Below are 21455 nucleotides of genomic sequence, written 5' to 3'. Positions count from 1 at the left end.
GTTTTCCTATTTTTACCTCAAAACCAACTTCTATGGGATTATTAATCCTTTACGCAGTAGTATCGATATTTTTCTCATTTATGTGTTCCATACTTGAGGCCGTACTGCTTTCCATCACGCCTACATTTATCAAAATGAAAACGACTGAAGGAGCCAGCTACACCACAGCATTGACAAATCTTAAGAACGATGTGGACAAACCGCTTATCGCGATTTTGACACTCAACACACTGGCACATACAGTTGGTGCCATTCTCGTGGGTGTGCAGGCAGAAAGTATGGTGTCTGACGGTTTTCAAGCGGCTGTTTTTGGGATTCCTCTAGTAGGTGTTGTATCTGGTATCATGACGATTTTGATTTTAGTGGTATCTGAAATCATTCCTAAAACCATAGGTGCTACTTACTGGCAAAATCTTGCAGGCATTTCTACTCGCATTTTGGTAGGAATGGTAGCCTTTTTGAAATACACAGGTATTCTTTGGGTACTTCAATTAACGACCAGAGCCATTGGTAAAAGCGCGCATATGAACACCATGACGCGTGAAGAATTTCTTTCCATTACAGAAACTGCCGAGGAAGAAGGCGTTTTTCATCCTTCTGAAGGTCAGTATATCAAAAGCTTGATGAACTTCAACAAGATTGAGGTGAAGGACATCATGACGCCACGATCTGTGATGTTCATGGCGTCGCAAAAGATGTTGATCAAAGACTTTTTTGCAGCAAATCAGGAATTGCGATTTTCGCGCATACCGGTTTACGGAGCTAATCGCGACGACATCACCGGTTATGTCTTAAAAGATGCCATTCTCGCAGATATCATTCACGATAAACCCGCCGAAACCCTAGAAGATCTGCGCCGTGAAATCGCGCTCGTTCGCTACGACATGCCCATCACACAACTCTTTGACCAGATGATAGCCAGCAAGGAACATATTGCGCTGGTCCTGGACGATTATGGTAGCGTGCAGGGTCTTGCCACGATGGAAGACGTGATTGAGACCATGCTGGGTCTTGAGATTATGGATGAAAGCGATAATGTCGAGGACATGCAGTTACTCGCTCGCAAGAACTGGGAAAAGCGCAGCAAACAACTGGGCATGGAAACCCAATCTGAAGAAGATCTTCCCGCAGATTCCTAACCTCAAATAGCGATTAGATTTTTTTTCTCAAGTGATTATTTGGAAAAAATAGGCGTGAGGTTATTTCGCTTTCGCGAAAGCGAACTCCTTCAAAATCTGGTTACCTATAAACCATCAATCGATCACGCCAGTGTCCATCATGTAGTTGACGATCGCCTCTTTCATGAGTAGGGATTGCTCACCAGCCTTGAGCGCAGGCAGTTTTTGGACTACCGCATAATGCGGCCATTTTTCTTCATCAAAATGGGAAAACTCATAATACCCATAGGGTTCCAGCACCCGACAAATGGCGATGTGCATCAACTGGTATTTTTCATCTTTCTGGAATTTGCGGTGCAGCTGTCCCAATTCCTGTACGCCTATCAAAAACAGGATGGCATCCAGATCCATTGCCTCGCCATCGCTAAAACGCTCCTGAAAAAAAGCCGTTGTACGTTCCCATCGATCCCTAAGTTGCTCGTCTCTCGCCATGGACGCAAAGGTACACCAACCTGAAAATGCCAGACAAGAATATAGAAGGCTCTTTTTGAGAGGCCTGGTCAAAAAGAGTATTCTTATTTTTTACATTTGGTGAAAATTCAAACATGAAAACATTACGCTTTTTGCCTATCGTGCTTTTACTCATCTTGAGCAGCTGTAAAAAGGATAAATCCCGAACTGATATTGAAAACACCACCACAGAAAATGGCACAGCGAGTACGGCTAGCCAGGAAAAGGCTAATGTGGATCCCAATAAAACGGTCAATAACAAAAGTCTAAATAGCGGCACCACCTTAAGTTATCAATCTGCAGTGTTGACGCCTACTTCCATCAACTTTGTAAAAAGTGACGGCAGCCAGGACATCATTATGTTTGGAAGAAATGAAAACATGGTACTGGAAAAAATGAACGCCTTGATAGGTAGTCCCAGCATCACAAAAATTATAGATGACTGTAATGGGAACCCAGTAAAAACCTTTTACTGGAATGAAAACTTGACCCTTAACTTTAATAACCGTGACAACGAGTGGCGCCTAGGTGGCTGGAACCTACAATCTCGAGACAGTAAAGCTTCAAATTATCAACTGGCCAGTGGACTTACCGTCAATCGCAAACGTAAGGATTTGAGCAAGCCATTAACGGTCAAAGCCAAGAAAACCAATCTAGGTTATTCTCTCAATCTTGATGGTGTGACGGCTGTTCTGGACAGCGATGCAGATGATGCTACGGTAACCTATGTGTATTCTGGAGTAAACTGTAACAACCTCAAAAGCGGCGTGACTCCAGAAGGAGAAATCGATTACTAATCTTTTTCAAGACAACACATAAAAAAGCCAGTGCTTTGATGAGCACTGGCTTTTTTTATATAGAAAGAATATTATTGATTCATTAAATCTTCAATTTCATCAGCTTCAATAGGAATATTGCCCATCAGGTTTTTAGGACTGCCCTTTTCTTGAATCACTACGTCATCTTCCAGTCGTATTCCAAAGCCTTCTTCTGGAATGTAGATTCCGGGTTCAACGGTAAATACGTTGTTCGCCTGCATGGGTTCCCATAGTAAGCCATAATCATGCGTATCCAGACCTATGTGGTGTGAAGTCCCGTGCATAAAGTACTTTTTGTAAGCTGGCCAGTCTTTGTTCTCGTTTTGAACATCAGCCTTATCCAGTAATCCCAATTGGAGCAGCTCTCGAGTCATGATGTTTCCAACCTCTACATGGTATTCCTTCCACAAGGTTCCTGGAACGAGCATTTCGGTAGCTTCGTTTTTGACCTTGTTGACGGCGTTGTAAACCTCCTTTTGGCGTTTGGTAAACTTTCCACTTACCGGAATCGTACGTGTCATGTCTGCCGAATAATTTGCATAGGTTGCCCCAACATCCATGAGGATCAAATCGCCTGCCTTGCACTCTTGATTGTTCTCTATATAATGCAAAACATTAGCATTGTTGCCGCTAGCTATGATAGGCGTATACGCAAAACCATCGCTGCGGCTTTTGATAAATTCATGCAGGTATTCTGCTTCTATTTCATATTCCATGACGCCTGGCTTGACAAAATCCATCACCCTACGGAAACCGGCATTTGTAATATCACAGGCTCGCTGCATCAATTCCAATTCAATAGGATGTTTAACGGCACGCAATCGCTGCATGATAGGTGCGCTTTTGGCATAATTGTGAGCTGGATATTGCGCTTTGGTCTTTAAAATAAATCGATCTTCACGAGTCTGCATCTCTACCGCCTGACGGTAATGCTCGTTAGTGTTGAAGTAAATCGTCGACGCCTGCGTCATCATTTCAAAGAATTTCTTGTCAAACTCCTTGAGCCAGTAAACGGTCTCGATTCCAGAGATTTCAGTTGCCTTTTCCTTAGTCAACTTCTCGCCTTCCCATACGGCGATGTGGTCATTGGTTTCCGTCACGAACAGAACCTCACGGTGCGCTGGGTCTGGACAATCAGGAAATAGCACTAATATGGTATCTTCTTGATCTGCACCGCTTAGATAAAAAATATCTCTGTGCTGTTTGAAAGGCATGGTGCTGTCTGCACCTGTTTTGAACACATCATTGGAATTGAATACCGCCAGACTTTCTGGCTTCATCTGTGCCATGAAATTTTTACGGTTGGTCTTGAAAAGTGTGTTGTCGATGGGATCGTATTTCATAAAAATGGATTGTTTTGAAGCAATTGAAGAGGTTGTGTAGGATTCGCTTTCGCGAAAGCGAAAACATTATATGACTTTCTTGTCTAAAACAAGATGGACTCTAATCCTACATGCCATTTCCCAAAATTAAGAATCTGTGCCGCTTATCTTGTTATAATATTTGTAAATGACCAGGTTTCCATAAGTATGATGGCTTGCGTATCTTCACGGCACTAAAGATTTTCACATGAAGCATACCTTACTACTCGCGACCCTATTTGTATCTATAGGCGTGATGGCACAGCAGCCCACCAGCGCTGAAACTTACATCAATGACCTGAAGATGCAGCAAGAGTCTGCCTCATTTTCTCTGTACAAGAACCTAAAATTTGAGAATATAGGACCCACCATCATGTCGGGCCGTGTGGTAGATGTGGACGTCAACCCTACAGACCCTACTGAGATGCTCGTGGCTTATGCCAGCGGTGGTCTATGGCATACGACCAACAATGGCACCAGCTTTACTCCTATTATGGACAACGCGATGACCATCAACCTGGGCGATATCGCCGTTGACTGGAATTCCCGTACCATCTGGGCAGGAACTGGTGAGAACAATTCAAGCCGCAGCAGTTATGCAGGAATAGGACTTTTAAAATCTACTGATTGGGGAAAGACCTGGAGTGAGCCCATGCTACCAGCATCACATCACATAGGTCGCATCTTGATCGATCCAGCAAATACTGATCAGGTCGTGGTTGCAGTAACTGGTCCTTTGTATAGTTTGAGCGAAGATCGTGGGATCTATACTACCATGGATGGTGGCGATAGCTGGAAAAAGACGCTTTTTGCTACTAATATGGCTGGATTTATCGACCTGGCAGCAGCTCCTGAAAATTTCAACGTGATGTATGCCGCAAGTTGGGAAAAGGATCGCAAGGCCTGGAACTTTGATGGTGATGGTGAAGCCAGCGCAATCTATAAGAGCACGGACGCTGGTCAGACCTGGAATAAGATCTCTACTGCTGCCAGTGGCTTCCCAACTGGTTCAGGCGTTGGTAGAATAGGTCTTGCGGTGTATAACGAGAATACAGTGTATGCCATTCACGATTCTCAATTTAGAAGAGAGAAGAGTGATGATGATTCCGCTTCCGCGAAAGCGAACTCCAAAGATATCCTTACCAAAGACGATTTTCAAGGAATGACCATGGACGCCTTTTTGCAACTGGAAGACAAGACACTGGACAAGTATCTCAAAGAGAATGGCTTCCAAGAAAAATATCGCGCCCAAAATGTCAAAAACATGGTGCGCAGCGGTACCGCAAAACCTGCAGATCTTGCATTGTACCTAGAGGACGCTAACACTCAATTGTTTGATACACCTGTCAAAGGAGCAGAATTGTACCGCTCTAACGATGGAGGCGCTACCTGGTCTAAAACCCATGAAGGACAGATTGACGATGTGTTCTACAGTTACGGATATTACTTTGCTCAGGTACGCGTAGACCCTAAAGACGTCAATAAGGTGTATGTCATGGGTGTGCCCATTATCAAATCTGCTGATGGTGGAAAAACATGGATTAATATTTCTAGAGAAAATGTGCATGCAGACCATCATGCCTTATGGGTAGATCCTAACGACAGCGGTCACCTTGTAAATGGAAATGATGGCGGTTTGAATATTTCTTATGATGATGGAGAAACATGGATCAAAAACAACACGCCTAGTGTAGGCCAATTCTATGCGATCAATTATGACCTAGAAAAGCCCTATAATGTATATGGTGGTTTACAGGATAATGGTGTATGGGTTGGTGCAAACAACGCTCGCGAGAACCGCGCATGGCAACAGCAAGGTCAATATCCATGGGAATCCATAATGGGTGGTGATGGTATGCAGATCCAGATCGATTCCAGAAATAGCGATATTGTATACACTGGATATCAATTTGGAAATTACTACAGAATCAATAGGGAAACAGGCGATAGAACCTACATCCAACCCAAGCATGAGTTAGGTGAATCTCCTTACCGATTTAACTGGCAAACACCGATACTGCTAAGCCCACACAACCAAGACATTCTTTACCTAGGCGGTAATAAACTACACCGCAGTTTTAATCAGGGAACTGATTTTACTGCGATCTCTCCAGATTTGACTCAAGGTATCAAAGAAGGAAACGTTGCCTATGGCACTTTGACCACCATAAGCGAATCTCCGTTTCAATTTGGGATGATCTACACAGGATCTGATGATGGATTGGTACAATTGACAAAGGATGGTGGTGTTGAATGGGAGAATTTAAAAGGTCCATGGCCAGCAAATTTATGGGTGAGCCGTGTCGTTGCCTCGCAACATAAAAAAGATCGTGTGTATGTGACTTTAAATGGCTACCGCAACGACGACTTTACTCCTTACGTCTTCATGAGCGAGGACGCTGGTGCAACCTGGAGAAGCATTGCAGTGCAGTTGCCAGCGTCATCTGTGAATGTCATCATAGAACACCCAGAAGATGAGAACATGGTGTTTTTAGGGACCGACAATGCCGTGTGGGTTGCAGAAAATGGCGGCGCATGGTCACTGTTGAATCCAGACATGCCACCAGTAGCCGTTCACGATCTAAAGATCCAACCAAAAGCCAATGACCTGCTGGTTGGAACGCATGGTCGTTCTATTTATAAAGTAAATCTAGATGCGCTTACTCTTGTAAAAGCAGGACCAGCAGAAAACGCGATGGGCTACTACAGTAAAAAGATCCGTCTAGCTCCTATCGATGGTTTTAGAGCAAGCAATCGCTATGGTGCCGTTAGATTCTTAAGTGATGAAAGTCCAGAGCCATCTGTAGAAATCGCCTTTTATAGCCCTGAAGCTGGAAAAGTCAAAATGGAAGTCCTCAATGCTGACGGTAAAACCATACAGGAGAAAACCATTGATGCCATTGACGGCCTTAATTTCTATGAATACAATGGATCTGTTTCTGAAGCTGGTGTAAAGCGTTTTGACAAAAAAGACGCTCCTAAAATTGCAGACAACGGGAACTATTATCTACCCGCTGGGACCTACTCTATCAAACTTTCTGGAAAAGGTGGTAGCGCCAGTGAGAAATTTGAAGTGAAGTAAAATACCGTACCATATTTATAAAGGGAAAGAAGTTGATCTTTCCCTTTTTTTATGCCGTAGATTCAGGCTTCCGTTGGGATTTAGAAAGCTTCGAACCCACAAAATCTTCTCAAACCACACCTCTTTTTATCTCAAAATAGATCGATGGATATAAATGATTATGAATAGTTCGCTTTCGCGAAAGCGAAAAAAACCCACGCAAATTCACTATAAATTTTCAAACTGCCGATGTCGCAATGTTATCGTGTAATATTTACCAAATACGTTTAAATACAGCTGATGAAATAGCATATTCTTGACTTCCAGCGATCAAACACGTTTAAATCGCGCCTATCGTAAGTTATGCTGATTTTCTTGACGAACTATACATTACCTCATCATGCAGCCAGATTATGTTAACAACACAAAGTTAGCTTTGGTTATATTTAATTGTCGTTCAGTTGTTTAACTATATTTTTTAGACTTTACATTTTGTAGCACTTTTTTATAGGTGGTTTTTCGTGAGGTCGGGTAGAATTCTTAATATTTTTATAAAACTTTACTACAACGTTGTAGCTAACCAAACGTTCACTAATATCAATTTCATGAACAAATTAACTTTTTTACTCATTTATCTTATTGCGTTAGTAGGCATTGCTCAGGAAAATATTATTACAGGAAAAGTTCTAGAGGAATCAACTGGAGAGGTTTTGTTAGGTGCTACCGTTCAAAACCTTACCAACAACAACGCGACGACCACTGATTTTGATGGTAATTTCTCCATTCCTGCATCCAGCGGTGATGTCCTTAAAATATCCTATATAGGTAAGGTTGCACAGCAAATAACGGTCTCTGACAATTCTGTTCTTACCATTAGATTGATGGACGATGTAGCTTCACTAGGTGAAATCGTGGTAGTAGGTTATGGAACCCAAGCGGTGAGAGAGATTACTGGTGCGGTGAGTATCGTAGATAGCGAGGTGATTGAAAACCTCAAACCTACTCGAGTGGAAGAAGCGCTGCAGGGTCAAGTTCCTGGTGTCAATGTTACTTCTTCATCTGGCTCGCCTGGAGCTGGTTTAAATATTAGAATACGTGGTATCTCCACAAATGGTGATAACCGCCCATTGATTTTAGTTGATGGAAATATTATAGAGGATTTGAGTGTTATTAATCCTGGAGATATTGAAAGTATCTCTGTATTAAAAGATGCCACTGCTGGTATTTATGGAGTACGAGCGGCTAATGGGGTAATTATCATTACTACAAAAGGTGGTCGCAAAAATCAAGACTTGACAGTAGAGTTCAATTCTTGGGGTGGTTTTCAAGAAACCTCTAGAAGGTTACCAACCTTGAATGCGCAACAATATGCTCTTTTAAAGAATGAAGCTTTTGCCAACAATGGTGAAGCGTTACCATTTACAGACATTTCCAACCTTAACAATACAAACTATCAGGATGAGGTTTTTGACAATGCGTTCATCTTAAACAATGATGTATCTGTGAGAGGTGGAACTGAGAAATCTGTCTATGCTTTTGGTATGGCTGCTTTACTTCAGGATGGTATTGTGGGAAGCGATAAGTCAGATTTTGATCGATTCACTTTACGTGGAAATTTTGACCATGACTGGACAAAGAATTTAAAAATGAAAACCGGTTTTTTATATTCTCACACCAGTAATAAAGGCATTAATGAAGGTGGATTAGGTTCTGTTCTCTTTAATGCATTGAACATGGCGCCTACCATTCCGGTTCGTGATGAAAATGGAGACTTTTCTATTGCAGAAGGTTTAGGGAATGAAGTCATCAATCCAGAGGCACAGCTGGCGAATACCTTCAATAGAAACTATGTTGGGAAAATCAGTGGTAACTTTGGTCTTACCTATTCCTTTTTGGATAATTTTGAGGCTACCGCGAGAATTCAAGCCAATTACTCAGAAGCTACTGGAAACAATTTTAATCCACGAGCATTCTACGGATCTGGAAAAGTGTTCAACTTAACAGAAAACGTCTACAGCGAGTATGAAAACTTTTTCAGTGATTATACTTATGATGCCTTTGTAAAATACGATAACACCTTCAACGATCTACATAATGTAGAAGCTACCGTTGGTATGAGTGCGTTTAGAACTCGTGGAGATTTCAATGGTTTTACAGGATTTGGGAATGTGAGTAACGATTATAACGAGGTAAGTATTCAAGATGCTGAACGTGTTGTTGATGGAGATGAAAATGGGGCACGACGATTTGATCAAAGGTTATTGTCACACTTTGTACGAGTTCAATATGATTACGATGGGAAATATTTATTTTCTGGTGTTTTACGTCGTGATGGTAGTACCATTTTTGGTCCTGAAAACAGATTTGGTTACTTCCCATCTGCCAGTATAGGTTGGGTCGCTTCTGATGAAGAGTTCTTAGCAGACAGCGAAGTATTTGATTTTTTGAAATTTAGAGCATCTGCTGGTATTATAGGGAATGATAGAATTCCAGCTTTCGGTTATGTATCTCTTTTAAATGGTGAAGGTCAATATGTGTTCAATGGTCAAATTGTAAATGGAACGGCTAGTGGAGCATTAAGTAACCCTGAAATCAAATGGGAAGAGCAGTTCACTACTAACGTTGGTGTCGACATGCAGTTCTTATCCAACAAGATGAATGTGACGATTGATTATTTCAATAGAGAAACTAATGATTTATTAATTGCTCCAGCCGTTTCAGGAGTGTTGGGATCTGGTGCTCCTGGATCTAGTGCTCCGTTTATTAATGGTGGTGATATCAGAAACCGAGGCCTGGAGTTTTTGATTGGATATTCAGACAAGTTATCTGACGATTTTAGCTTTAATGTTAGTTATAATTTTGCCACATTGGATAACGAAGTCCTTTCGGTTAATAACGACAACGGCTTTATTGAGGCTGGTGGTTTTGGAGTGGGTCAACCTCCTATTACTAGATTTCAAGAAGGATTTCCAATAGGATATTTTTATGGATTCCAGACTGATGGCATTTTTCAAAATGCCGCCGAAGTAGCAGCTCATCCATCTCAAATTGCACTAGGAGCAAATGCACAACCTGGAGACATTAGGTATCTGGACCTGAACGACGATGGTGAAATCAATCTTGACGATAGAACTGAATTAGGCAACCCAATACCAGATGTTACAATGGGTATGAATTTGAGTTTCAACTATAAAAATTGGGATTTCCAGAGTTACTTTTTTGCGTCGATAGGTAATGATATGGTGCGCAATTATGAACGTAATCAGGCACTCACAAACTTAACAACCAATGCCTTGAACAGATGGACTGGTGAAGGCACGTCGAACTATTATCCTAGAGTTACCACAGGAGCCACGGCTAATCAGGTATTCTCTGATTTTTATGTAGAGGACGCATCCTTCGTTAGAGCCCAAAACATACAATTGGGATACACTCTTAATGAAAGTGTATTAGATAACATACAGCTTAGCAGCTTGAGAATCTATGCTTCAGTGAGAAATGCTTTCACATTGACAGAATATAGAGGTTATGATCCTAGTGCAAGTTCAGGAGATCCATTAGCAAGTGGTATCGACAACGGCTTCTACCCAGTAGCCAGAACATTTTTAGTAGGATTAAATGCAAAATTTTAAAAATATCAAGATGAAAATTTACAAGGTTTACATTCTATTATTTCTTGCGGCGTTAGTCTTTAACGCATGTAGCGAAGACTACCTAGAAATCGAAAGTGAAGACGCAAACTCTGAAAACTTCTTCAATTCCCAAGCAGATTATGAAAGTGCTCTCGTAGCCGCTTATGATTTGTTACAATCCACTTACTTGAACGTAATGTTGGGAGAAATTGCTTCAGACAACACCTTAGCTGGTGGAGAAAGTGCTACTGACACTCCAGGAATACAGCAAATTGATGATATGATCCATACGCCCGTGAACGATCAGTTATCTGATATCTGGAGATGGATGTTTGCTGGCGTCAATAGAGCAAATTACATTCTCGAGTTTCAAGACAAAACTGATTTTCCAGATAAGCCAAGAGTTCTAGGCGAGGCAAGATTTCTAAGAGCCTATTATTATTTTGAATTGGTAAAGTTCTTTGGAGATGTTCCATTAGTAGTGGATCAGCGTTTCTTGTTTGGTGATCAATTTGCAGTCGATCGCACTCCTAAAGAAGAAGTTTATGCTCAGATAGAGCTTGATTTACAATATGCGATCGATAATTTAGAATATTCGACTCCTGATGTAGGTAGGGCCACCAAAGGTAGTGCTCAGGCATTACTAGGTAAAGTGTACCTATTCCAACAAAAATATGGCGATGCAAAGGACGTTTTGGACGATTTGATATTATCCAACCAATATTCACTAGTAGAAGACTATTCCACCATCTTTGAAAATGATAATGAAAACAATTCAGAGTCTGTCTTTGAGATTCAATATTCTGATTTGGAAGGAGCAAGCTTTGATTGTCTTCAATGTAGTGAAGGTAATGTTGCAGTAGGGTTTAATGGAATAAGAAGTTATGATGGTCCTCTTTTTGAGTCTGGATTTAGCTTTAACGTTCCGACGCAAGAGGTCGTAGATTTATTTGAGGCAGACGATATCAGAAAGGAAACAGCTATACTAGATATTGATGCATTTGCTGCAGCCAATGGAGCAACCTTTAGCATAGGCTACGAACACACTGGATACTACAATAGAAAGTATATCGCAAGAAAAGGAGACCTTAATACAGGTGACGCTAACTTAACGAATCCAAACAATTATAGAGCAATTCGATTAGCTGACGTCTATCTAATGGCTGCCGAAGCATATAATAGCGGTAACCTAGGAGATGGGCAAGCCAGAACATATCTCAACATTGTGAGAAGACGAGCAGAACTTGGCAACTTAGACCTATCGGGAACTGCTTTAGGAGATGCAATTTTCAAAGAAAGAAGAGTGGAATTAGTTGGAGAAGGTCATCATTTCTTTGATCTCGTCAGAACCGGTAGAGCGGCAAATGAAATTGACGGATTTGTACCTGGAAAACATGAAGTGTTTCCTATACCGTTGGAAGAAATACTGCTAGCGGGTAATCGCTGGGAACAAAATCCTAATTATTAAAAAATTTGAAATGAAAAATATTAAATTTTTTCTAGTTGCTTTTATAGCAGCAAGCAGTTTGTTTTTTTACAGCTGTGAGAGCGATGATAACAATCAAGACCTCACTGCAGAAATAGATGCGCCCACAGATGTTGACATAATTTTTAGCATTACTCAGGATAACTCTGGTCTAGTGACTATATCACCGTCAGGTAAAAGTGTCAGCAGGTTTGAGGTTTTCTATGGCGATGGTAGCAGTGAATCTGCTATTCTCGCTCTAGGCGAAAACGCACAGAGAAATTATTCAGAAGGAACTTTCCCAGTACGTGTGGTAGCAACTAGCCTTAACGGTCAAACAGCTGAAGTGGTTAAAAACCTCACGGTGTCATTTAGGGAACCTGAAAACTTGGAAGTGACAATCAATAGAAGTGCTTCCTCAAACTTTGGAGTTTCAGTGACTGCAACTGCAGATTTTGAAACCTCCTTTGAGGTAACCTTTGGAGAAGATCCAGATGCTGACCCTATCACATTCCTAGAAGGAGAAGTGGTGAATTATGATTATTCATCAACCGGTAGTTACGACATTACCGTTACCGCATTGAGTGGTGGTGCAGCTACCACAGAGGTTACTGAAGTGGTCATCATTGAAGATCCAGTCGTGCTACCATTAGACTTTGAATCATCAACGCTTGATTATGGTTTGATCCCATTTGAGGCTAATGGTTCTATCGTTGATAACCCAGACATCAGTGCTGGAAATAGGAGTAACAAGGTTGTAAGTTTAGAAAAAGTAGGCGGCCAAACCTTTGGAGGTATCGTTGTGCCCCTAAGTGGTCCAATTGATTTTTCAGGAGCGCAGAGTTTTAGAATGAAAACATGGTCGCCCATGCCTATAGGTACTGTGGTTACATTTAAGCTAGAAAATGCAGACGGTACCATTTCCTCGCCAGATTATACCGCAACAACCACGGTACAGAATGAATGGGAATCCCTCTTTTTTGATACCACTGGTCTTGATACGACGCAGCCATTCAGTCGCTTCGTGGTTTTCTTTGACTTAGGAAATGCTCCAACGGGAGATGTTAACTACTTTGATGATATTGAGTTAGCTGCTAGTCCAGCAGTTGTACTTCCGTTGAATTTTGAAGATGATAGAAGGCAATTTGATATAGGAACCAACAATGGAGCGTTTTCTATAGTTTCAAACCCTTTCCCTACCACCGCAAACAATTCGAGCCGTGTGGGTCAATTTGACAGACCGTCTACGGGACCTAATAATTTTGCTCTAGTGGCGATCGTGGTTGATCAAGCACCCACATTTGACGCTAACACAACATTTACGTTAAAGGTGTACTCGCCTAGAGCTGGCTTGCCGGTTTGGCTTAAGGTTGAAAGAGTTGGCAACAATAGTTTGTTCCAAGAGGTGACAAATGTTACGACTACCGTGGCAAACGCTTGGGAAACACTAACGTTTGAAAACTTTAGCGGTAATACTACCGAAGATCTTAGGAACGTAGTCATTTTCTTTGATCCACTGGGAGCAACCTCAGCGGCAGAGACGATCTACATTGATGAATTGACACAAACAAACTAAAAGACATTGCAATGAAAAATTATTATAAGCTATTGTTGATCTTGGTACTAGGAATTTCCATCCAGTCCTGTCAAGATGATGACACTGAGTTTGGAGAGATCATCACTCCTAGCAATCTTAATATAAATGTTGCCATACAAGGTCAAAGCGTCGCAGATCCTAATGGAGACGGTACCGGTATTGTTGTTTTTAGTGCCGCAGCAGACAATACTTTGAATTACACCTACGACTTTGGTGATGGGCGTACAGGTTCTACCTTCAATGGTGTTATTGAACATCGGTTTGTACAGTTGGGTGTTATAAGTTACAATGTCACGGTGACGGCAACTGGAACTGGTGGTGCTGCGACCACAGAAACCATCGTTATCGATGTATTGAGCACATTTGACGATGCCGAAGCCAAACAGTTCCTAACTGGCGGTACGAGCAAAACCTGGTACTGGTCAGTGGCAGAAAGTGGCCATTGGGGCGTTGGACCTAGTAGTCCTGAACAAATTCCAGGACAGGCACCAGCTGCTTACTACACACCAGCCTTTTTCCCGGTTCCAGCTTTTGGAAGGTATTGTAATGAGTTGACGGAGTGCTTCTATGAAGATGAGATGACCTTTACACAAGATGGTAATGATGTTGTTTTTGAGTTGAACAATTTTGGCAGTACATACTTCCATAATTCATACCTAAGTCAATTTGGCGGGCCATCTGCAGATAACCCTAATAATGCAGATGAGTGTTTACCGTTTGATGCGCCAGCGCCAGGAGTGATCACATTCGTTCCTACAACAGACACCGTTGTTCCAGTGGAAGAGTCCAGAAAAACCACCATGATTTTACCTAATGACAATTTCATTAGCTGGTATGTGGGCAGCAGTGAGTATGAAATTTTAGAGATTACCGAGAATCGCATGGTATTGAGATGTATCCAAGGAAATGATCCAGCACTGGCTTGGTATCATACACTTACCACAGATGTTCCTGTGAACCCCAATCCCACTTGTTCTTAACAAGAAATTTAGTCCCATTCAAAAGCCGTTCTTGATAGAGCGGCTTTTTTTATGTTCGCTTTCGCGAAAGCGAACTACCTCCAACCACCTTACCTATCGATAAACTGTAATTGTATGAGGAGATTGCCGACTTAAAAGAGGCAAAGCAGGCCAAGTTTTTAGTTAGATTATTAAGATTGAATCAAAATAAAGCCGGTAGTTATGATATTACAAAAGCCTTAATTGAATATAGCGGCTTTCCCAACTATCTTTGCGACAATTTAAAAATCGATACATGAGCGCATTAGTTAAATCTTCTCTTGCACGTAAATGGGTAATGGCACTTTCAGGTTTATTTCTGGTAGTATTTCTTACCCAGCACTTTACCATCAATATCACATCGGTCATCGCTCCTGATACCTTTAACGAGTGGTCCCATTTTATGGGATATAACCCATTGGTACAGTTTGTACTGCAACCTATCTTGATCGCAGGCGTCATCGTACACTTTGTGATGGGAATCATTCTGGAAATTAGAAACAGTAAGGCTAGACCTATCAAATACAAGAAATTTGATGGTAATGCCAACTCTTCATGGGTCTCTAGAAACATGATTTTGACAGGTGCGGTTGTACTTGCGTTTTTGGGATTGCATTTCTACGATTTCTGGATTCATGAAATCAACTATAAATACATTGCGGTAGGCGTTGAGGATTCCACACGCTATTTACCTGAATTGAAGGAAAAGTTTGTGGATCCAGTGAGAACCTGGATTTATGTGGGTTCATTTGTTCTACTAGCACTACACTTATGGCATGGGTTCAATAGCTCATTCCAGTCCATGGGTGTGAAAAGCGTCAAGAAAGGTGATGGCTTGAGAAAATTCACTTATGCATGGTCAATTTTGATCCCAGCTGGATTTATCTTCATCGCTCTTTATCACCATTTTAATCATATAACAGCATAATTATGGCAGTTTTAGATTCTAAAGTACCTGAAGGACCATTAGAGGAAAAATGGGTCAATCATAAAAACAATATTAACCTGGTCAATCCAGCGAACAAACGTAACATTGACGTGATCGTTGTGGGAACTGGACTTGCAGGAAGCTCTGCTGCTGCGACTCTAGGTGAGTTAGGTTACAACGTTAAGACATTTTGCTACAATGACTCGCCACGTCGTGCACACTCCATTGCGGCACAAGGCGGTATCAATGCTGCCAAAAACTATCAAGGTGATGGTGACTCTAATTATCGCTTGTTTTACGACACGATCAAAGGTGGTGATTACCGCTCAAGAGAGGCTAACACATATCGCCTAGCGGAAGTTTCTTCCAATATCATTGACCAGTGCGTGGCACAAGGTGTTCCCTTTGCACGTGAGTATGGTGGACTGTTGGACAACCGCTCCTTTGGTGGAGTTCTTGTTTCAAGAACTTTCTATGCAGCAGGACAAACTGGACAGCAATTATTGTTGGGAGCATATTCTGCATTGAACAGACAAATTAATCGCGGTAAAGTACAGCCATTCAACCGTCATGAGATGTTAGATCTTGTGGTTGTGGATGGAAAAGCTCGTGGTATCATCGCTCGTAACCTTGTCACTGGAGAAATAGAGCGTCATGGTGCACATGCCGTAGTGATCGCCTCTGGTGGTTATGGAAACGTATTTTTCCTATCTACTAATGCAATGGGAAGTAACGTGATGGCGGCATGGAGAACACACCGCCGTGGTGCTTTCTTTGCAAACCCATGTTATACTCAAATTCACCCAACTTGTATTCCAGTAAGTGGTGAACACCAATCCAAATTGACCTTGATGTCAGAATCATTGAGAAATGATGGACGTATCTGGGTTCCTAAGAAAAAAGAAGATGCTGAGGCTATCCGTGCAGGAAAGCTTAAAGGTGTCAACATACCTGAAGAAGATAGAGATTACTACCTAGAACGTCGTTATCCAGCCTTTGGTAACCTAGTGCCACGTGATGTGGCCTCTAGAGCGGCCAAAGAGCGTTGTGATGCCGGTTACGGAGTGAACAAAACGGGTCAAGCCGTTTACCTCGACTTTGAAGCAGCCTTCAAGCGTTATGGTAAGGTAGAAGCCTTGACACACGGTCACAAAAATGCCAGTGAAGAGGAAATGATCAAACTAGGTAAGGAAGTCATCAAGAAGAAGTATGGTAACTTATTTGATATGTATCAGAACATCTCTGATGACAATCCATATGAGGTGCCTATGAAGATTTTCCCTGCAGTTCACTACACCATGGGCGGCCTTTGGGTAGATTATAACCTACAAACCACCATTCCTGGCTGTTTTGCAGCTGGTGAGGCTAACTTCTCTGACCACGGTGCCAACCGTCTAGGAGCAAGTGCATTGATGCAAGGTCTAGCAGATGGTTATTTTGTACTTCCATACACCATAGGTGATTATCTGGCTAATGAAATACGTACGGGAGAAATCTCTACAGATACTCCAGAATTTGAACAAGCAGAAAAAGATACTAAGGAGCGTATCGAGAAACTGATGAACGCCTCTGGAAAGCACTCTGTGGATTATTATCACAAGAAACTGGGTCTTATCATGTGGAACAAATGTGGAATGTCTCGCAACGCGACAGATCTACAAAAAGCCATGGATGAAATCAGTGAGCTTAGAGCAGACTTCTGGGCAAACGTGAGAGTGACTGGTAGTGCAGATACTAAGAACCAAGAGCTTGAGAAAGCTGGCCGTGTGGCAGACTTCTTGGAGCTGGGTGAATTGTTTGCAAAGGATGCTTTGGACCGCAACGAGAGCTGTGGTGGACACTTCCGTGAGGAGTATCAAACGCCAGAAGGTGAAGCCTTGCGTGATGACGAGAACTATGCTTATGTAGCCGCATGGGAATACAATGAAAATCCACGTGATGCCAAGCTCCACAAGGAAGAACTCGTCTTTGAAAACGTAGAATTAAAAACCAGATCTTATAAATAAGATTGTAATTAGTTCGCTTTCGCGAAAGCGAATTATTCAAAATAACACTGTGGTATCAACACCAGTTGCACACCACGATTAACAGACAGCAGATATGAAATTAAACCTAAAAATCTGGAGACAAGAAGGACCTAACGTAAAAGGAAAGTTGGTAGATTACCCGCTGGACGGCGTTGATGGTGACATGTCTTTTCTTGAAATGATGGACATCCTTAATGAGGAGTTGATCAACAAAGGTGATGTCCCAGTAGAGTTTGACCACGATTGTCGCGAGGGAATCTGTGGATCTTGTAACATGATGATCAACGGTGAGCCGCATGGGCCGCAAAAATTGACCACGACGTGTCAATTGCACATGCGTAAATTCAATGACGGTGATACCATTACCATCGAACCATGGAGAGCCAAGGCTTTCCCTGTAGTGAAGGATTTAATCGTGGACCGTTCTGCTTTTGATAGAATACAGCAGGCTGGTGGTTACATTTCTGTCAACACCTCTGGTAACACTCAGGATGCTAACGCTACTCCTATTGAAAAGAGCAAGGCAGACGAGGCGTTCTGGTCTGCAACCTGTATAGGTTGTGGTGCTTGTGTAGCGGCGTGTAAAAACGCGAGTGCGATGCTATTTACCAGTGCTAAGATTTCCCAGTACGCATTGTTGCCACAAGGTGAACTGGAAGCTACAGAGCGTGTAGAAGCGATGGTGCGCCAGATGGATGAAGAAGGTTTTGGTAACTGTTCCAACACTGGAGCCTGTATGGTAGAATGTCCTAAAGGCATCAAACTAGAAAATATTGCAAGAATGAACCGTGAATACCTTAAGGCTGAAGTTTTAGGTTAAACCATCATTCAAATCATTTAAAAAACCCGATTCTTAAAGAATCGGGTTTTTTGATTTTAGGATTTTTCTACTCTTTAATTATTCATTGTAAATTTCTCCTCTTTTAAATAACAATTGATGCAAAGAGCTTATTACAGCGATTCTATAGAAAAGTTTCTACAAACCGATTCGGTCAAAATTTATGGTGAATTGAGTTCAAATCATGAAAATAAAACTCTAGATGAATTACAAAAGAATGCTTGGAAAGCTCAGATTGAGATATTGAAGGAGCAATTAAAAACTATAGAAGGTAAAATATATTTTGAGTTTGCTATTCCCAGAATGGGGAAACGAGTTGACAATATTCTTATAATTAAAAATATCGCGTTTGTTGTTGAATTTAAAATCGGTTCCAACAAATACGATAAAAATGCACTGGAACAAGTTATAGATTATTCGATCGATTTAAAAAACTTTCATGAAGGCAGCCATAACCTCACCCTAATTCCTTTATTAATTTCGACTGAGGCGGAAATAGTTGAAGAAGATTTGCATTCTGTTAAAAAATTACAGATGGCGGCAAAAGCAAATAAACACAATATTAGTTCAATTATTAAATCATTTTTGACGCTTGGTAGCGCTACAATTGATCACGTTTATTGGGAGAATTCAATCTATAAGCCTACCCCAACTATCGTAGAAGCAGCACAAGCTCTTTATAAAGGTCATAATGTCAAAGAGATAACAAGGTCTGATTCTGGGGCCATCAACTTATCACGAACTTCCAGTTATATTAACTCAATAATTGAATTTTCAAAACAAAACTCAAAAAAATCGATTTGCTTTATCACTGGAGTTCCTGGCGCTGGAAAAACGTTAGCAGGTTTGAATATAGCTGTGGATAGAATGAAAACTGATGAAGATGAACACGCGGTTTTTTTGTCTGGTAATGGTCCTTTAGTGGAGGTTTTGAGAGAAGCATTAACAAGAGATGAAGTCAAAACTGCTAAAGCTAAAAATTTAAAAATAACGAAAAAGCAAGCCGCTATTAAGGCAAATGCTTTTATCCAAAATATTCATCATTTCAGAGATGATAATCTGAAATCATCTAGAGCACCGATTGAAAAAGTGGTCGTTTTTGATGAAGCTCAGAGAGCCTGGACCTTGGATCAAACCAGTTCATTCATGAAAAGAAAAAAAGGAAAAGATGACTTTAATATGTCCGAGCCAGAATTCCTGATAGACGTTATGGATCGACATATTGATTGGTGCGTTATCATTTGTCTTATTGGTGGCGGTCAAGAAATCAATACTGGTGAGGCAGGTCTTGAAGAATGGGTTGTATCTCTATCACGTAGCTTTCCTGACTGGAGTGTTCATTATTCCACTTCTATCATTTCAGATAAAAATTATTTACGATCAGTTAAGAGTAAATTATTTCTTGAAAACAATGGAACTAGTAATAAGGATTTACACCTAGCTGTTTCCGTACGCTCATTTCGCTCAGAATTACTCTCAAAATTCATCCAAGAGTTATTGGATCTTAATTTAAAAAATGCAAAGCTTCTTTATGAAAAAATACATGAGCTATATCCAATCGTACTGACTAGGAATCTTGAAATTGCAAAATCTTGGCTTAAAGATCAATCTAAAGGTACCGAAAGAATTGGTGTAATTGCGTCCTCTGGAGCTCGTAGATTAAGGCCACTAGGGATCGATGTGAAAAATGAGATTTCAGCCTCGAATTGGTTTCTAAATCATAAAGAAGACATTAGGTCTTCCTATTTTTTGGAGGATGTCGCAACTGAATTTGATATTCAAGGTTTGGAAATAGACTGGAGCTGCGTGGCTTGGGGTGCAAACTTTTATGTTGAAAACATGCAATGGCGTCATCAAAAACTTAAAGGAACTAAATGGCAGAATATCAATGTAGAAATCCATCAAGAATACTTGAAAAACACTTACCGAGTTCTTTTAACTCGAGCTCGACAAGGTATGGTGATTTACCTTCCTAAGGGTGATGCAGAGGACCACACTAGACTACATTCTTATTATGATGAAACTTATCAATATTTAAAAAACGTTGGATTGGTAGAAATATAAAATTCCAGCCCTTCTGAAATCAAAAGTCGACTGGAATCTCAATTGTTAAATCTAATCCCTCAAAAACTCCTGCGCATCTACCACGTTATATCTAGGGCTATTCTTCATAAAGTCATGGAAGAATGCCACGTGTGCGCCGCCATTTAATACTAGAACACGAGCTTCTGGCGTGATCTCAAGTCGGTTAATGTTTGCAAAAATCCTTAAGTTTCTTTTATAGAAATCTGCTGCAGTATCTGCGCCTTCAAAGTTGTCGTCTGTATTGATATAGGTCATGAGATCTGCATTCACATTTTTAAGAAAGCTTAAATATTCTGGTGTGTTGCTAAAACGATACAACTGTTTAGTACTGGCTGTTTTTTCTAATTGCTGTGCTTGTCCTAGTACCGGCATGAGCTGCCCATAATAATCCTGCATGATGCTATTGCCAGTTGTTGCTGCTAGTTGAGCAATACTATTATAGTCATATCCCATTTTGTGATCTATCGCATGCAGCTTTGCACCGCTAGCTCTGGCGATTTGAAATGCTAGAAGGCCAACCTCGCCATGATAGGTACTTATTTCCTTGGGATTTTTAAGGTACGCTGCGTATAAAGAATCCATGGTGTGCTGCTCTTCAGGAGTTACCTCAACCAATATTTTTGTGGGTTTGAATTGGTTTGCAAGTTGAACCGCCAGTTCGGCTATTTCATCTCTTCTTTGTGGTAGGCTGGCGTCATAACTTGATTTATTGGCATCACTGGTATAACCCATGTGCCAGGTACCCAATAATAAAACGTCTGCGCCGTCAAACTGAAAAGCTTCCTTGCTTTGTTGTAATAATTGCTCCTCATTAAAGTCTTGGGCATAAATTGTGAATGCTGCGGTTGCGATAAATGCGATGGATAGAATAAGTGTTCTCATGATATGTTGTTGTTGTTTATTGAGCCAAATCTATCACCACATCCAAGCGTCCAAAGAGCCTAATCTACCAAGTCTGAAATTCACTCGACCAAACCCGTAAAAAAAGAGCTACCCATTTCATAGACAGAATCCTCG

The 21455-nt window shown here is 41.2% G+C and carries 14 protein-coding genes; 11 read left to right on the top strand and 3 right to left on the bottom strand.

Annotation, left to right across the window (positions count from 1 at the left end; genetic code table 11):
* The first annotated feature begins 32 nt into the window (after positions 1 to 32).
* Positions 33 to 1139 carry a CNNM domain-containing protein gene (locus tag AAU57_RS03060; RefSeq protein WP_055411525.1) on the top strand — a complete coding sequence of 369 codons (1107 nt, stop codon included), beginning with the start codon at positions 33 to 35 and terminating at the stop codon, positions 1137 to 1139.
* A 114-nt stretch (positions 1140 to 1253) separates the two neighbouring features.
* Here AAU57_RS03060 and AAU57_RS03055 read toward each other — a convergent pair whose 3' ends face one another.
* Positions 1254 to 1610, bottom strand: coding sequence for a hypothetical protein (locus AAU57_RS03055; RefSeq protein ID WP_055411524.1), 357 nt, complete (start codon positions 1608 to 1610; stop codon positions 1254 to 1256).
* 113 nt (positions 1611 to 1723) lie between these two features.
* Here AAU57_RS03055 and AAU57_RS03050 point away from each other — a divergent pair, with 113 nt between their 5' ends.
* Positions 1724 to 2425: a hypothetical protein gene (locus tag AAU57_RS03050; RefSeq protein WP_055411523.1), complete on the top strand. Its 702-nt coding sequence runs from the start codon at positions 1724 to 1726 to the stop codon at positions 2423 to 2425.
* Positions 2426 to 2496: 71 nt separating this feature from the next.
* Here the strand turns inward: AAU57_RS03050 and AAU57_RS03045 are convergent, their stop codons facing one another.
* Entirely contained in the window at positions 2497 to 3789 is a 1293-nt protein-coding gene (locus AAU57_RS03045) for an aminopeptidase P family protein (protein ID WP_055411522.1), read from the bottom strand.
* A gap of 226 nt (positions 3790 to 4015) precedes the next feature.
* On the opposite strand from AAU57_RS03045, the gene AAU57_RS03040 reads away from it, so the two are divergent.
* From AAU57_RS03040 to AAU57_RS03000, 9 genes are all read left to right on the top strand, one after another.
* Positions 4016 to 6889: a VPS10 domain-containing protein gene (locus AAU57_RS03040; RefSeq protein ID WP_055411521.1), complete on the top strand. Its 2874-nt coding sequence runs from the start codon at positions 4016 to 4018 to the stop codon at positions 6887 to 6889.
* Positions 6890 to 7473: 584 nt separating this feature from the next.
* The gene (locus tag AAU57_RS03035) at positions 7474 to 10500 is read left to right on the top strand and encodes a SusC/RagA family TonB-linked outer membrane protein (protein ID WP_055411520.1); all 3027 of its coding nucleotides are present in this window, start codon (positions 7474 to 7476) and stop codon (positions 10498 to 10500) included.
* On the top strand, positions 10487 to 11968 hold the full coding sequence (locus tag AAU57_RS03030; protein ID WP_082438521.1) for a RagB/SusD family nutrient uptake outer membrane protein: 1482 nt from the start codon (positions 10487 to 10489) through the stop codon (positions 11966 to 11968). The genes AAU57_RS03035 and AAU57_RS03030 overlap by 14 nt, the downstream gene beginning before the upstream one ends.
* A gap of 10 nt (positions 11969 to 11978) precedes the next feature.
* The gene (locus tag AAU57_RS03025) at positions 11979 to 13541 is read left to right on the top strand and encodes a hypothetical protein (RefSeq protein ID WP_055411519.1); all 1563 of its coding nucleotides are present in this window, start codon (positions 11979 to 11981) and stop codon (positions 13539 to 13541) included.
* Between the two features lie 11 nt (positions 13542 to 13552).
* Complete coding sequence (locus AAU57_RS03020; protein WP_055411518.1) at positions 13553 to 14542, top strand: PKD domain-containing protein; 990 nt, start codon at positions 13553 to 13555, stop codon at positions 14540 to 14542.
* A gap of 274 nt (positions 14543 to 14816) precedes the next feature.
* A complete protein-coding gene (locus tag AAU57_RS03015; protein ID WP_055411517.1) occupies positions 14817 to 15488 on the top strand; it encodes a succinate dehydrogenase cytochrome b subunit in 672 nt (223 codons plus the stop codon).
* 2 nt (positions 15489 to 15490) lie between these two features.
* Positions 15491 to 17494, top strand: coding sequence for a fumarate reductase/succinate dehydrogenase flavoprotein subunit (locus AAU57_RS03010; RefSeq protein WP_055411516.1), 2004 nt, complete (start codon positions 15491 to 15493; stop codon positions 17492 to 17494).
* Between the two features lie 94 nt (positions 17495 to 17588).
* Positions 17589 to 18335 carry a succinate dehydrogenase/fumarate reductase iron-sulfur subunit gene (locus AAU57_RS03005; protein WP_055411515.1) on the top strand — a complete coding sequence of 249 codons (747 nt, stop codon included), beginning with the start codon at positions 17589 to 17591 and terminating at the stop codon, positions 18333 to 18335.
* A 117-nt stretch (positions 18336 to 18452) separates the two neighbouring features.
* Positions 18453 to 20417 (top strand): DUF2075 domain-containing protein, encoded by a 1965-nt coding sequence (locus AAU57_RS03000; protein ID WP_055411514.1) that lies wholly within the window; start codon positions 18453 to 18455, stop codon positions 20415 to 20417.
* 51 nt (positions 20418 to 20468) lie between these two features.
* Here the strand turns inward: AAU57_RS03000 and AAU57_RS02995 are convergent, their stop codons facing one another.
* Positions 20469 to 21320, bottom strand: a complete 852-nt coding sequence (locus AAU57_RS02995; RefSeq protein WP_055411513.1) for a DUF5694 domain-containing protein — start codon at positions 21318 to 21320, stop codon at positions 20469 to 20471.
* Positions 21321 to 21455: the final 135 nt, after the last annotated feature.

This window comes from Nonlabens sp. YIK11 (assembly GCF_001413925.1).
Taxonomy (GTDB): Bacteria; Bacteroidota; Bacteroidia; order Flavobacteriales; family Flavobacteriaceae; genus Nonlabens.
Note: the sequence above shows the minus strand (reverse complement) of the source record. Positions and strands in the feature narration are given on the sequence as shown.